Raw genomic sequence first — 13,951 nt, 5'->3', positions numbered from 1 at the left:
TTCCGGCTTGTCGCCATTCCTGACTTCAAGCTGCTTGCCGCTCCATGATTGATCTCGGAATCTCCAAGCTCGCGCTGATCGGTGCGGTGGCGTTGATCGTCATCGGCCCCGAAAAGTTGCCGCGTGTCGCGCGTACCGTGGGTGCCTTGCTGGGCAAGGCCCAGCGGTATGTGGCCGACGTCAAGGCCGAGGTCAACCGGTCGATGGAGCTCGACGAGCTCAAGAAGATGAAGGAGTCGATGGAGACCGCGGCCCGGGACGTCGAGTCTTCGGTCAGTACCGGCGCCAGCGATTTCGAGAAGTCGTGGTCCGAGGCCACGACCGGGCTGGACGGCTCGGCGATGTCGTCGGGTAGCGACCTTTCCGCGCTGGGCAACGGCAGTTTCCCGACCTACAGGCACCCCAAGAAGAACTGGCGCATCAAGCAGAACGCGATGCCACAGTGGTACAAGGCCCGCACCGGTGTGCGCACTCGCGCGCAGTCTGGTGCGGCCCGTGTGGCGCGGTTCCGCCCGCGCTCCACTTCCGTTTCCCCCCGCTGATGTCCGATCCTGACAAGTCCACCGACGAGCTCGCCGGTTCCGAGCAACCGTTTGTCCAGCACCTGATGGAGCTGCGCGACCGCCTGCTCTACGGCGTCATCGGTTTGGGCCTATGCATGGCCGTCCTCGCGGTATGGCCTGGGCCCAGCGGGCTGATCGACCTGATTGCCGTACCGATCCGGGCGCACATGCCCCCGGACGCGAAGCTGATCGCCATCGGCGTGTTCTCGCCGTTCTTTGTACCGCTGAAAGTGCTGGCCATGGCTGCACTGCTCATGTCGCTGCCGTGGTGGATGTACCAGATCTGGGCCTTCGTGGCCCCGGGGCTGTACAGCCATGAGAAGCGGTTTGCAGTCCCTCTGATCATCATTGGCAGCCTGCTGGCCTATATCGGCATTGCGTTCGTTCAGTTCTTCGTGCTGGACAAGATGTTCGGCTTCATCCAGCAGTTCACCCCCAAGAGCGTGGCCGCCACGCCCGACATCGCTTCGTACGTTGAGGCCATCCTCTCTCTGTACCTGGCTTTCGGCCTGGCGTTTCAGGTGCCGATCGTGGTCGTGTTGCTGGTGAAAATGAACATGGTCACCGTGAAGCAGCTCAAGGAATTTCGTGGCTACTTCATCGTGGTGGCCTTTGTAGTGGCTGCCGTGGTGACGCCGCCCGATGTGGTGTCCCAGCTGGCGCTGGCACTGCCGATGTGCCTGCTCTACGAGTTCGGCATCTGGGGCGCCATGTGGTTTGCCAAGAGCACCAAGGCACCCGAAGAAGAAGCCTCCAGCGACACGGCCTGAGTCGGGATCGGCGGCCTCAGCGGTTGCCGGCGGCTTGCGGCTTCGGAAGGTTGCGCTTGCCGGGCGTGATCTGCACGCGCTGCTTGCCTTCTTTCCGCACGAGATCCAATGTCGACGGTGTGCCCGGAGTGAGCGCGGCCACGGCCGAGAGCAGCTGGGCCACATTGCTCACCGGTTTTTCGCCGACATGCGTGACGACATCGCCCGGGCGGATGCCGGCCTGGGCGGCCGGGCCGTTCTGCAGCACGCCGGTGATGATGACGCCGGTGCCGGGTGGAACGGAGAAGCTCTCGGCGAGTTCCGGTGTCAGGTCCTGGGGCTCCACACCGATCCAGCCGCGGGTGACCTTGCCTTCGCGCACGATGGCTTCCATGACGGTGCGCGCGGTGGAGGTGGGGATCGCAAAGCCGATGCCCATGGAGCCGCCCGAGCGCGAATAGATCGCGGTATTGATGCCCATCAGGTGCCCTCGGATGTCCACCAGTGCGCCACCCGAATTGCCGGGATTGATGGCTGCGTCGGTCTGGATGAAGTTCTCGAATGTGTTGATGCCCAGCTGCGTGCGGCCCAGTGCGCTGACGATGCCGCTCGTCACGGTCTGCCCGACGCCGAAGGGGTTGCCGATCGCCAGCACCTGGTCTCCGATCGAGAGCGCGTCCGAATCACCCAGCGTGATCACCGGCAGGTCCGTGAGAGTGACCTTCAGGATGGCCAGATCCGACTCGGGGTCGGTGCCGATCACCTGCGCCGCACTCTTGCGGCCATCGTTGAGCAGCACCTCGATCTGGTCGGCTTCCTCGATGACATGGTTGTTGGTGAGGATGTAGCCGGCCTGGCTGACGATCACACCCGACCCGAGCCCGGCCTGCGGCTGGCCTTGACCCTGATCACCGAAAAAGAAACGGAACCACGGGTCGTTGCTTTGCGGCTGGTTCTCCGGGGCCTTGCTGGTGTTGATGCTGACCACGGCAGGCGAGGCTACCTTCGCGGCCTCGCGCAGGCTGTTGGTGCCCGCGCCGGCCGGTGCGGCGGCACTGTCCGCCGGCGATTCGATCACGGGCACCACCGTCGGCAGTGCCGAGCGCCGGTTGAGCCACTCGGGCTTGAGCGTTGCCACCACGAACAGGGCGGCAACCAGAACGGTGACGGTTTGGGCAAAGAGCAGCCAGAGGCGTTTCATGACGGAGAAGTGTCGCGGCGAACCGATGCGCGAATTGCGGATCGAGGTCGTCCATTGTCCCGTATATGACTGTCGCCACTTTCAGTTCAAGCCGATTGATGCAGGTCAATGCACCCGGGGGGTATCGGGATTGCAATGGTGACCTGTTGATTTTGAGGACAGGAGCATCCAATGAAAGCCGTGGCAGATCTTCTTTCGACCGACTATGGACTTTTCAGCGTGGCTGTGATCGCCTTCACGCTGGGCATGGCGGTCTGGTTCTACCGGTTCTTCAACCGCAAGATGGCTGAGTCAGAGCGCGCCGCGGGCGGACGCGGCTGACCCAGCGGGGCGTCGCGGCGCGCGCCCCGGCGCGTGGCAGTGACAGAATAGGCCTGACTTTTCGCCATTCCGGCGGGAAGACAGGCCTTTTTCATTGCTCGTACGAATGTCGTTCCAGTCTGCAATTCGCCCCGATGGCGTGACCAGAGAAACCTTGCTCGCAGCGTTTGATGGTCTGCTTCAGCCCGCCTTGTTCAAGGACTACGGCCCCAACGGGCTGCAAGTCGAGGGCCGGGCCACCGTGCGCAAGCTGGTCAGCGGTGTCACGGCAAGTCTGGCGTTGATCGATGCGGCCGTGGAGGCGGGTGCCGATGCCATCTTTGTCCACCATGGACTCTTCTGGCGCGGTCAGGACGGGCGGGTGACCGGATGGATGAAGCAACGACTCTCCCGCCTGCTGACCAACGAAATCAACCTGTTTGCCTATCACCTGCCGCTGGACGCCCATCCCGTGCTCGGGAACAACGCACAACTGGCGCGTCGCCTGGGCGTGACCTTGTCCGAGGTTGCGGGAGAGGGGCGCTTTGGTGACCAGTCGCTGGGCGTGCTGGGGCGCTGCCCGGCGACCACGGCAGGGGCGTTCGCCGACGGGGTGCGCCGGTCGCTGGGGCGTGAACTCGTGCTGGTGGGCGAGCCGGAGCGGCCGGTGGTGCGGGTGGCGATGTGCTCCGGCGGCGCGCAAGGCTACTTTGAGGCGGCCATCGCTGCCGGGGCAGACTTGTTCATCACGGGCGAAATCTCCGAGCCCCAAGCCCACTACGCGCGGGAGACCGGTGTGGCCTACATCGCCTGCGGGCACCATGCGTCGGAACGCTATGGGGCGCCTGCTGTGGCGCAGGATGTGGCCGACCGGCTCGGGATTGAACACCGGTTCATCGACATTCCCAATCCGGCCTGACATGAACGCAATGAGCTTGCAGAAGGTGCGTCAGCTGCCGCTGGTGATCACCATGGGGGATCCCGCCGGCATTGGCCCTGAAATCATCGTACAGGCGCTTGCACGCCGCCCCGATTTGCTGGGGCAGGTGGTGGTGGCCGGCGATGTCCCGACGATGGAGCGCGCACGCGAACTGCTCTCCATGGACCCGGCGCGCGTGCTGCCGCAGGTGCGAGAAGTAGGCGCAGTGGATGCACCGCAGGAAGAGGTTCCGGCTATCCGCGTCGTTCAGGCCTGCGGGCGCCATCGACTGGTGCCGTTCGGGCAGCTCAGCGGAGTGGCTGGTCAGGCGGCGGCCGAATGCATCGCCGCGGCCGCCCGTTGGACCCTCGCCGGGAAAGCGAGCGCGATGGTGACAGCGCCTGTGCACAAGGAGGCACTCGCGGCCGCGGGGCTGCCCCACCCGGGACACACCGAGTACCTGCAGGCACTGGCCGCCGAGCACCAGAATTTACCGGTGGACAGGGTGCCGGTGCGCATGATGCTGAGTGCTCCCGGCCTCGCGACCGTGCTGGTCAGCATCCATGTGTCGTTGCGGGCGGCGCTGGGTTCCCTGAGCACCGAGGGGATCCTTGAAACCGTCCGGATCACCGCCGCGCACTTTTCCCGCTGTGGAGTGCCCACAGCCCGGATTGCGGTCGCCGGTCTGAACCCGCACGCCGGGGAAGGCGGCTTGTTTGGACGCGAGGACATCGATGTCATCGGCCCGGCCGTTGCATCGGCGCGCGCACTGGGTATTGATGCCAGCGGTCCGCACGCGCCGGACACCGTGTTCATGCGGGCCCGGCAGGGTGCGTTTGATGTGGTGGTCGCGATGTACCACGACCAGGGTTTGATTCCGATCAAGTTGTTGGGCCTGGAGCATGGCGTCAACACAACACTGGGCTTGCCGCTGATCCGCACCAGTCCGGACCATGGGACGGCGTTTGACCTGGCAGGCTCCGGGCGGGCCGATCCCTCCAGTTTGCTGGCTGCCATTGACGCTGCGTTTGCGATGAGTGCTGGCGCCCAATGAAAAAGCCGCCTGCATCCAGCGGATGCAGGCGGCTTTCAGGACAGTCGCTGTTACTTGCGCAGGCTGTCGCGGATTTCGCGCAGAAGCACTATGTCTTCGGCAGGGGCAGCGGGCGGAGCCGGGGGCGCTTCCTTCTTCATGCGGTTCATCTGCTTGACCAGCATGAAGATCACAAAGGCGAGGATGACGAAGTTCAGCGCGATGGTGATGAAGTTGCCATAGGCCAGCACTGCGCCAGCCTTCTTGGCTTCGGCAAGTGGCAGGCCTGCTGCCTGTCCGGCCAGGGCGACGTAGTAGCTCGAGAAGTCGAGGCCGCCGAACAGCTTGCTGATCACCGGCATGATCACGTCACCGACCAGCGAATCAACAATCTTGCCGAAAGCACCGCCGATGATCACACCGACAGCGAGATCCATCACATTGCCCTTGAGGGCAAATTCCTTGAACTCCTGCATCATTCCCATGAGATTCTCCGTTGGTTGCATTAGGCCCAATGTCCACGACATTGGCGACGGCATTCTCGCACAGAACACATTTGTATTACCTCTTCCTGACTGATCGGGTGCGTTCGGCATCGCTTGAAATTGCCGCTGCAGTGTGCCTTCCAGAGCTGTCAAATCGGCTGTAACGCTCCGGTACAATGCAGGGTTGACCCTAGTGGGCCCACCTCTCGAACCCTCCTTGAAAGATCCCCATGAGTGAAGCAACCGTCCCGGCGCCTGTGGACAGCAGCCGCCGCACCTGGCTGATCACCTCCGCCGCCATGGGTGGCGCGGGAGCAGCCGCCGTCGCCGTGCCCTTTGTCTCCAGCTTTCAACCGTCCGAGCGGGCCAAGGCCGCTGGTGCTGCGGTGGAAGTGGATATTTCCACGCTGAAGCCGGGTGAGAAGCGGGTGGTCGAGTGGCGCGGCAAACCAGTGTGGATCATGCGTCGCAGTGAGGAGCAGCTGAAGGCACTGGCGAAGATCGAGCCGTCGCTGGCCGATCCGCAGTCCGAGCGCAAGTCGGTGCCAACGCCGGAATACGCCAAGAACCAGCACCGCTCCATCAAGCCCGATGTGTTTGTCGGTGTGGGCATTTGCACCCACCTGGGGTGCTCGCCTGGCGACAAGTTCACGCCCGGCCCCCAGCCGTCCCTGCCCGATGACTGGGTTGGCGGTTTCCTCTGCGCCTGTCACGGCTCGACATTCGATCTGGCCGGTCGTGTGTTCAAGAACAAGCCGGCGCCAGACAACCTCGAAGTTCCGCCGCATCAGTACCTGTCTGACACGACGCTGCTGATTGGCGAAGACAAAAAGGCCTGAACTGCACACCGCAGTCAAACCGACCACAGAGGCATTCCATGGCTGAATTCAAAGAAATTTCCCCCGACGCGCCCGTCGTAGAGAAAGTCACGAACTGGTTTGAAAACCGGCTTCCGTCGGCGTTCTACATCTACAAGCGCGACATGGCTGAGTACTACGCGCCGAAGAACTTCAACTGGTGGTACATCTTCGGTTCGCTGGCGATGCTCGTTCTGGTGATCCAGATCGTGACCGGCATCTTCCTGGTGATGCACTTCAAGCCCGACGCGTCGGTCAACTCGGCCGGTGTTCCCGTCGCTTTCGCGTCGGTCGAATACATCATGCGCGACGTGCCCTGGGGCTGGCTGATCCGCTACATGCACTCCACGGGCGCATCTGCATTCTTTGTGGTGGTGTACCTGCACATGTTCCGTGGGCTCATCTACGGTTCCTACCGCAAGCCGCGTGAACTGGTGTGGCTGTTTGGCTGCGGCATCTTCCTGGTTCTGATGGCTGAAGCCTTCATGGGCTACCTGCTGCCCTGGGGCCAGATGTCCTATTGGGGCGCACAGGTGATCGTGAACCTGTTCTCCGCCATCCCCTTCGTTGGCCCGGACCTGGCACTGTTGATTCGTGGTGACTTCGTGGTGGGCGATGCGACGCTCAACCGCTTCTTCAGCTTCCACGTGATCGCCGTGCCGCTGGTGCTGCTGGGTCTGGTGGTCGCTCACCTGATGGCGCTGCACGATGTGGGTTCCAACAACCCTGATGGCGTCGAGATCAAGGCTGGCCCCAAGGGCAACCGCTGGTCGGTGTCGGCACCGGCTGATGGTGTGCCTTTCCACCCGTACTACACGGTGCACGACATCTTCGGTGTGTCGATGTTCCTGATGGTGTTCTCCGCCATCGTGTTCTTCGCGCCCGAACTCGGTGGCTACTTCCTGGAGTTCAACAACTTCATTCCTGCCGATCCGCTGGTCACGCCGCTGCACATCGCACCGGTCTGGTACTTCACGCCCTTCTACTCGATGCTGCGTGCCATCACCAGCCAGATGATGTATGCACTCGAGCTCTGCGTGGTGCTCGCAGCTGCTTACGCGGTGTTCAAGTCCAAACTGGGAGGCATCTTCAAGATGGCAGCCGTTGGGGCTGCGGCCGTGACCGTCCTGCTCATGTGGGCGATCGACGCCAAGTTCTGGGGTGTGGTGGCCATGGGCGGTGCCGTGGTCATCCTGTTCTTCCTGCCCTGGCTCGACAACAGCCCGGTCAAGTCGATCCGCTACCGTCCGAGCTGGAACAAGTGGCTCTACACCGTGTTCGTGATCAACTTCCTGATCCTGGGTTACCTGGGCGTGCAGCCGCCGTCGCCGGTCGGTGAGCGCGTCTCGCAGGTGGGTACGCTGTTCTACTTCGGCTTCTTCCTGCTGATGCCCTGGTGGAGCCGACTGGGCGAGTTCAAGCAGGTGCCCAGCCGCGTCACCTTCACGCCCCACTGAGCGACATCCGGAGAACCAAAAGATGAAAAAGATCCTTCTGGGCCTGATGCTGGCCATGGGTTTGAACGGCGCGGTGCTGGCCGCTGGTACCGGCTTCCCGCTGGACAAGGCTCCGCAGCGCACCAATGACATGGCCGCCCTGCAAAACGGCGCCAAGCTGTTTGTCAACTACTGCCTGAGCTGCCATTCGGCCTCGTTCATGCGCTACAACCGTCTGCGTGACATCGGGTTGACCGACAAGCAGATCGCTGAAAACCTGGCGTTCACGACCGACAAGATCGGGGACACCATGAAGGCATCCATCGATCCGAAGCTGGCCAAGGCCTGGTTCGGCGCGAATCCGCCCGACCTGACATTGATTGCGCGTTCGCGCGCCAGCAGCGCCGGCACCGGTGCCGACTACGTGTACACGCTCCTGCGCAGCTACTACCGTGACGAAGGCCGCCCGACGGGCTGGAACAACCTGGTGTTCCCGAACATCGGTATGCCCCACCCGCTGTGGGAACTGCAGGGTGAACGCAAGCCCGAGTTTGAGAAGGTTGAAAGCCACGGTCAGGAAGAGCACCACTTCAAGGGCTGGACGGCGGGCAAGGCCGGCATGATGAGCCAGGAAGAGTACGACCAGAACGTGGGAGACCTTGTGGCGTACCTGCAGTGGATGGCCGAGCCCGGCCAGAACAGCCGCGTGCGTCTGGGTGTCTGGGTTCTGCTGTTCCTGGCGGCCTTCACCGTCGTGGCATGGCGTCTGAACGCTGCGTTCTGGAAAGACGTCAAGTAATTTGTTGACCGGCATTCCGGCCTTCAACGGCCGGCATGCTCCGGACTTTTCACAGTGGTTTGTGGTTCCGCGGAAGCGCGGCCATGCAAACCACTGTTTTGTATTTAGGAGACTCCAACATGATGGTCCTGTACTCGGGCACAACCTGCCCCTATTCCCACCGTTGCCGCTTTGTCCTGTTCGAAAAGGGCATGGACTTCGAGATTCGTGACGTGGACCTGTACAACAAGCCCGAGGACATCAGCGTGATGAACCCTTACGGGCAGGTGCCGATCCTGGTCGAGCGCGACCTGATCCTGTACGAATCCAACATCATCAACGAGTACATCGACGAGCGTTTCCCGCATCCGCAGCTGATGCCTGGCGACCCGGTGGACCGCGCCCGCGTGCGCCTGTTCCTGCTGAATTTCGAGAAGGAACTGTTCACCCATGTCTCCGTGCTCGAGTCGCGCAGCAGCAAGGGCAATGAAAAGGCCCTTGAAAAGGCGCGTGCCCACATCCGTGACCGCCTCACGCAGCTGGCCCCGGTGTTTCTGAAGAACAAGTTCATGCTGGGCGACAACTTCTCCATGCTCGACGTGGCGATTGCTCCGCTGCTGTGGCGCCTGGACTTCTACGGTATCGAACTGAGCAAGAATGCGGCGCCGCTGCTCAAGTACGCCGAGCGCATCTTCTCCCGCCCCGCGTACATCGAAGCGCTGACGCCTTCGGAAAAGGTGATGCGCAAGTAATTTCCGGACGCTTCCATGACGCGCGACGACGACCAGGAACCGACTTCGACACGCCCGTACCTCATTCGCGCTCTGCACGAATGGTGCACGGACAACGGGTTTGCGCCCCACATCGCCGTGCGCGTGGACGGTTCGGTGAGGGTGCCAATCGAATTCGTGCGCAATGGAGAAATTGTCCTGAACGTCGGCTTCGAGGCGACCAACGGGTTGCGACTCGGAAACGACTTCATCGAGTTCAAAGCGCGCTTTGGTGGCGTGGCCCGTGAGATCGTGGTGCCGGTGACGCATGTGACGGCCATCTATGCGCGTGAAAACGGGCAAGGCATGGCGTTTCCTCCGCCCGATCCCTCCGGGGACCAGGGGCAGGAAACTGCGCCCAACGAGACCGGGGATGCGCCGCCTTCCGACGAACCTCAGGAGAAAGCGACCCTGCGTCCCGTGCCGTCTGATCCGGACGCACCAGACGGCACCGAGCCACCGGGCACAGGCCCCGGGCGCGGCGGCACCCGGCCGCAGCTCAAACGGGTCAAGTAGAATTTTGCCCTCACGTGCCGCTTTAGCTCAGTTGGTAGAGCACTCGCCTTGTAAGCGATAGGTCGTCTGTTCGAGTCAGACAAGCGGCACCAGATTGCTGGCAAGTAGCGGCGATGGCGCCGCTCAGTGCTGCGGTTGCTGGATTTTCAACCGGATCGAGTTGATCTGAGCGCCGCTCTCGGTCAGCCGTTTCTGGATGACTGGCAACAGTTGGCGCAATTTGGTGGAAGCAGAGGCGCTGCCAACCAGCAGACACCACTCGCCGTCACCAATCGGCCCCGCCTGGATCTGCTTGTGCAGCATGGCCGGAATCAGCGGCTTGACCAGTTCCAGGCAGGCGCGCGAGACGCGGATACGTTCCTGCAGCGCCGCCAGATTGGGCGCAGCCCCGACAGCCTGTTCCAGGCTGAACACGGTGTGTTTTCGTGGAACGGTGGTCATGGGACGAATGATGCAGGTGGCCCAAGGCCGCCGGGAAAGGTGACAAGTGCACATCATTATCACGGACGCATGGTTGGCCAAGAGCAAGGCCCTCCACCTCAGCGGCCTCAAGCTGGCGCTCACGGGCGTGCTGGCCAGCCTTCTGCTGATGCTGGGGGCAGTGGCGGCCTATCACTGGGTGTTTCTCCATGGCGTGCGTCAGGGGTGGCCTGGCTTCGAGTCGGTGGCCCGCATCGTCACCCAGGGAGAGGTCGACTCCAAGGATCTGTACATGCGCGAGAACCTTTCGGCCATGGCGCGCAAGCTTGGGGAAATGCAGGCGCGCATGATGCAGATCCAGTCTCTGGGCGAACGGGTTGCAGGCCTTGCAGGCATGAAGCCGGAAGAGTTCAAGGCCTTGCCCGGCTCGGGGGGGGCCCTGGTGTCAGGCCGTGAGCCGACGCTGGATGAGCTGATGAAGGCGATGGATCAACTTGATCGTGCCAGTGGAGCTGGTGTCGACTGGTTGACGGTGATCGAGTCTCGCCTGTTTGACCAGCGCATCCAGCAGACTCTCGTGCCCACGGAAGAGCCTGTGTCAGGTGGACGCATCGGTTCTCCGTTCGGCTTCCGCATCGACCCGATCACAGGTCGCACAGCGTTGCACACCGGACTGGATTTTCCGGCCGACATCGGCACACCCATCGTGGCGGCTGCTGGTGGCGTGGTCGTGGTGCAGGACCTGCATCCTGCCTACGGCAACATGGTTGAAATCGATCATGGAAACAACATCATCACCCGCTATGGCCACACCTCGAAGGTGTTCGTGAAGAAGGGCGATATCGTCAAGCGCGGGCAGAAGATCGCCGAAGTGGGCTCGACCGGCCGCTCGACCGGTCCGCACCTGCACTTCGAGGTCTGGGTCTCCGGGGTGGTGCAGGACCCTGCGCGCTTCCTCGCCGCAGGCGAGACGCTGGCGGCGGCGCAGCTGGTGCAGCCAGGCCCTCGGCGCAAGCCCTGAAGGGTAACCCGGGGCGCCGGGTAAAATCGCTTCTTTGCTCTTGAAACAGCAGCGTTTGCCAGCACCTCGCAGGTGCCGGGTTCAGCCGTGTCGGCTGCCAGGAGTTGTTCGACTTTTTCGCCTGCCCGGGCCCGTGCCCGGCGCCTGCCCGCACCTATGGCCACAAACTTCCTCACCAAGCTCTTTGGCAGCCGCAATGACCGCCTGCTCAAGACCTACCGCAAGACGGTGGAACGCATCAATGGTCTCGAGCCTCAGTACGAGAAGCTCAGCGACGAGGAGCTGAAGGCACAGACTGAACTCTTCAAGCGCCGTGTGGCCGAGGGCGCCACGCTGGACTCGATCCTGCCAGAGGCCTTTGCGGTCGTGCGCGAGGCCAGCAAGCGCGTCATGAAGATGCGCCACTTCGACGTGCAGCTGGTGGGCGGCATTGCGCTGCACTCCGGCAAGATCGCCGAAATGCGCACGGGTGAAGGCAAGACCCTGACCGCCACGTTGCCGGTGTACCTCAATGCGCTGTCCGGCAAGGGGGTGCACGTCGTGACTGTCAACGACTACCTGGCCAGCCGCGATGCCCAGTGGATGGGTCGCCTCTACAACTTCCTGGGACTGACCGTCGGCATCAACCTGCCGCAGGCTCCGCGGGAGGACAAGCAGGCTGCCTACGGTTCGGACATCACCTACGGCACCAACAACGAATACGGCTTCGACTACCTGCGCGACAACATGGTCCACGAGTCCAAGGACCGCGTGCAGCGCGGCCTGAACTTCGCCATCGTCGACGAGGTGGACTCGATCCTGATCGACGAGGCCCGCACGCCGCTGATTATCAGCGGCCAGGCCGAAGACCAGACCCCGGTGTACACCGCCATCAAGCAGCTGGTGCCGCATCTGACCCGCCAGGAGGGCGAGGCCGACCCGCGCACCGGCGAAGGCGTCACCAAGCCAGGCGATTTCACGGTTGACGAAAAGGCCCATTCGATCCACATGACCGAGCAGGGCCATGAAAATGCCGAGCGTCTGCTGAGCCAGGCCGGTCTGCTGCCGGAAGGCGCATCGCTGTACGACCCCGCCAACATCGCGCTGATGCACCACATGGTGACCTCTCTCAAGGCGCATCACCTGTATCACCGTGACCAGCACTATGTGGTGCAGGACGGCGAGATCGTGATCGTCGACGAGTTCACCGGGCGTCTGATGTCGGGTCGCCGCTGGAGCGATGGCCTGCACCAGGCGGTGGAAGCCAAGGAAGGCGTGGCGATCCAGCCGGAAAACCAGACGCTGGCCTCGATCACGTTCCAGAACTATTTCCGCCTTTACACCAAGCTGTCGGGCATGACCGGTACGGCCGATACCGAAGCCTACGAGTTCCAGGAAATCTACGGTCTGGAGACGGTGGTGATTCCGCCCAACCGGCCGAGCCAGCGCACCGACCAGCTCGACCGCGTCTACAAGACGACGAAAGAAAAGTACGTCGCCGCGATCCAGGACATCCGCGAATGCCACGAGCGTGGCCAGCCGGTGCTGGTGGGCACTTCGTCGATCGAGAACTCGGAAATCATCGCGCAGCTGCTGGTGGCCGAGAAGCTGCCGCACGAAGTGCTCAACGCCAAGCAGCACGCCCGTGAGGCCGACATCATCGTGCAGGCCGGTCGCCCGGGCGCGATCACCATCGCGACCAACATGGCCGGTCGTGGCACCGACATCGTGCTTGGTGGCAACCTCGAAAAGATGGTGGCTGCGGTCGAAGCCGACGATTCTCTGGATGAAGTCGCCAAGGCGCAACGGGTGCAGACCCTGCGCCAACAGTGGCAGGCCGACCACGACAAGGTCAAGGCCCTGGGTGGTCTGCGCATCATCGCGACCGAACGCCATGAAAGCCGTCGCATCGACAACCAGCTGCGTGGCCGCTCGGGCCGCCAGGGTGACCCGGGCTCTTCCCGCTTCTACCTGAGCCTGGACGATTCGCTGATGCGCATCTTCGCCGGCGACAAGGTGCGCGCGATCATGGACCGCCTGAAGATGCCCGAAGGCGAGGCGATCGAAGCGGGCATGGTCACGCGCAGCATCGAGAGTGCACAGCGCAAGGTCGAGGCGCGCAACTTCGACATCCGCAAACAGCTGCTCGAATACGACGATGTGTCCAACGACCAGCGCAAGGTGATCTACCAGCAGCGCAACGACATTCTGGACGCCGAGAGCCTGCGCGCGCAGATTGACTCGCTGCGCGACGGTTGCATGACCGATCTGGTGCACCAGTTCGTGCCGGAAGGCAGCGTCGAAGAGCAGTGGGATCTGCCTGGTCTGGAGCGCGTGTTGCGCGAAGACTGGGGCATTGAAGTGCCTGTCGCCAGCTGGGTGTCGTCGTCCGAATCGGTCGAGGTGGACGACATCGCAGAGCGCGTGCTGGCCGCCGCCAAACAGGGGTTTGACGACAAGGTGGCCCTGGTCGGCGACGAGAACTTCACGCAGTTCGAACGCATGGTGCTGCTGCAGACCATCGACAGCCAGTGGCGCGATCACCTGTCGGCGCTGGACTACCTGCGCCAGGGCATCCACCTGCGAGGCTACGCGCAGAAGCAGCCCAAACAGGAATACAAGCGCGAAGCCTTCCAGCTGTTTGGCCAACTGCTCGACAGCGTGAAGAACGATGTGACGCGAGTCCTGATGAATGTCCGCATCCAGTCGCCCGAGCAGGTGACCGAGGCGACCGAAGAGCTGGAAGCGCGTGCCGAGCACATTGCCAACGTGACGTATACGGCGCCGACCGAAACGGGTGAAGCCGAGTCTGTCACCGACCCCGCCACGGTCGTGGCCGAGGTGCCGCGCGTGGGCCGCAACGACCTGTGCCCTTGCGGCAGTGGCAAGAAGTACAAGCATTGCCACGGCGCCCTGACCTGATT

The 13,951-nt window shown here is 62.9% G+C and carries 15 protein-coding genes and 1 tRNA gene; 13 read left to right on the top strand and 3 right to left on the bottom strand.

Annotated features, from left to right (window positions below):
• Window positions 1-44 precede the first annotated feature (44 nt).
• Both tatB and tatC read left to right on the top strand, forming a co-directional pair.
• Entirely contained in the window at window positions 45-542 is a 498-nt protein-coding gene (tatB, locus tag ACLIJ1_RS12190; protein WP_411365801.1) for a Sec-independent protein translocase protein TatB, read from the top strand.
• The gene (gene tatC / locus ACLIJ1_RS12185; protein ID WP_411365800.1) at window positions 542-1,333 is read left to right on the top strand and encodes a twin-arginine translocase subunit TatC; all 792 of its coding nucleotides are present in this window, start codon (window positions 542-544) and stop codon (window positions 1,331-1,333) included. The genes tatB and tatC overlap by 1 nt, the downstream gene beginning before the upstream one ends.
• 16 nt (window positions 1,334-1,349) lie before the next feature.
• On the opposite strand, the gene ACLIJ1_RS12180 is transcribed toward tatC, so the two are convergent.
• Complete coding sequence (locus ACLIJ1_RS12180) at window positions 1,350-2,513, bottom strand: trypsin-like peptidase domain-containing protein (RefSeq protein WP_411365799.1); 1,164 nt, start codon at window positions 2,511-2,513, stop codon at window positions 1,350-1,352.
• Window positions 2,514-2,684: 171 nt separating this feature from the next.
• Between ACLIJ1_RS12180 and ACLIJ1_RS12175 the strand changes: the two genes are divergently transcribed.
• From ACLIJ1_RS12175 to pdxA, 3 genes are all read left to right on the top strand, one after another.
• Window positions 2,685-2,834, top strand: a complete 150-nt coding sequence (locus ACLIJ1_RS12175) for a DUF3149 domain-containing protein (protein WP_411365798.1) — start codon at window positions 2,685-2,687, stop codon at window positions 2,832-2,834.
• Window positions 2,835-2,940: 106 nt separating this feature from the next.
• Window positions 2,941-3,732, top strand: coding sequence for a Nif3-like dinuclear metal center hexameric protein (locus ACLIJ1_RS12170; RefSeq protein ID WP_411365797.1), 792 nt, complete (start codon window positions 2,941-2,943; stop codon window positions 3,730-3,732).
• Window position 3,733: 1 nt separating this feature from the next.
• Window positions 3,734-4,786 carry a 4-hydroxythreonine-4-phosphate dehydrogenase PdxA gene (gene pdxA, locus ACLIJ1_RS12165; RefSeq protein ID WP_411365796.1) on the top strand — a complete coding sequence of 351 codons (1,053 nt, stop codon included), beginning with the start codon at window positions 3,734-3,736 and terminating at the stop codon, window positions 4,784-4,786.
• Between the two features lie 50 nt (window positions 4,787-4,836).
• On the opposite strand, the gene mscL is transcribed toward pdxA, so the two are convergent.
• Window positions 4,837-5,250 (bottom strand): large conductance mechanosensitive channel protein MscL, encoded by a 414-nt coding sequence (mscL, locus tag ACLIJ1_RS12160; protein ID WP_411365795.1) that lies wholly within the window; start codon window positions 5,248-5,250, stop codon window positions 4,837-4,839.
• A gap of 230 nt (window positions 5,251-5,480) precedes the next feature.
• Here mscL and petA point away from each other — a divergent pair, with 230 nt between their 5' ends.
• The 6 genes from petA to ACLIJ1_RS12130 all read left to right on the top strand — a co-directional run bounded on the left by petA (window position 5,481) and on the right by ACLIJ1_RS12130 (window position 9,699).
• Window positions 5,481-6,089, top strand: a complete 609-nt coding sequence (gene petA, locus ACLIJ1_RS12155; protein WP_411365794.1) for a ubiquinol-cytochrome c reductase iron-sulfur subunit — start codon at window positions 5,481-5,483, stop codon at window positions 6,087-6,089.
• Between the two features lie 38 nt (window positions 6,090-6,127).
• Complete coding sequence (locus tag ACLIJ1_RS12150) at window positions 6,128-7,564, top strand: cytochrome b (RefSeq protein ID WP_411365793.1); 1,437 nt, start codon at window positions 6,128-6,130, stop codon at window positions 7,562-7,564.
• 22 nt (window positions 7,565-7,586) lie between these two features.
• Window positions 7,587-8,342 (top strand): cytochrome c1, encoded by a 756-nt coding sequence (locus tag ACLIJ1_RS12145; RefSeq protein WP_411365792.1) that lies wholly within the window; start codon window positions 7,587-7,589, stop codon window positions 8,340-8,342.
• A 119-nt stretch (window positions 8,343-8,461) separates the two neighbouring features.
• The gene (locus ACLIJ1_RS12140; RefSeq protein WP_066152914.1) at window positions 8,462-9,073 is read left to right on the top strand and encodes a glutathione S-transferase N-terminal domain-containing protein; all 612 of its coding nucleotides are present in this window, start codon (window positions 8,462-8,464) and stop codon (window positions 9,071-9,073) included.
• 15 nt (window positions 9,074-9,088) lie between these two features.
• Window positions 9,089-9,607 (top strand): ClpXP protease specificity-enhancing factor, encoded by a 519-nt coding sequence (locus ACLIJ1_RS12135; protein WP_411365791.1) that lies wholly within the window; start codon window positions 9,089-9,091, stop codon window positions 9,605-9,607.
• Between the two features lie 16 nt (window positions 9,608-9,623).
• Window positions 9,624-9,699, top strand: a tRNA-Thr gene (locus tag ACLIJ1_RS12130).
• A gap of 31 nt (window positions 9,700-9,730) precedes the next feature.
• Here ACLIJ1_RS12130 and ACLIJ1_RS12125 read toward each other — a convergent pair.
• Entirely contained in the window at window positions 9,731-10,021 is a 291-nt protein-coding gene (locus ACLIJ1_RS12125) for a hypothetical protein (protein ID WP_411365790.1), read from the bottom strand.
• 73 nt (window positions 10,022-10,094) lie between these two features.
• Between ACLIJ1_RS12125 and ACLIJ1_RS12120 the strand changes: the two genes are divergently transcribed.
• Entirely contained in the window at window positions 10,095-11,048 is a 954-nt protein-coding gene (locus ACLIJ1_RS12120) for a M23 family metallopeptidase (protein WP_411365789.1), read from the top strand.
• A 156-nt stretch (window positions 11,049-11,204) separates the two neighbouring features.
• A complete protein-coding gene (secA, locus tag ACLIJ1_RS12115; RefSeq protein ID WP_411365788.1) occupies window positions 11,205-13,949 on the top strand; it encodes a preprotein translocase subunit SecA in 2,745 nt (914 codons plus the stop codon).
• Window positions 13,950-13,951 lie beyond the last annotated feature (2 nt).

This window comes from Hydrogenophaga sp. RWCD_12 (assembly GCF_046604225.1).
In the GTDB taxonomy this organism is placed as follows: domain Bacteria; phylum Pseudomonadota; class Gammaproteobacteria; order Burkholderiales; family Burkholderiaceae_C; genus Hydrogenophaga.
This window is presented reverse-complemented; position numbering and strand designations above follow the sequence as displayed.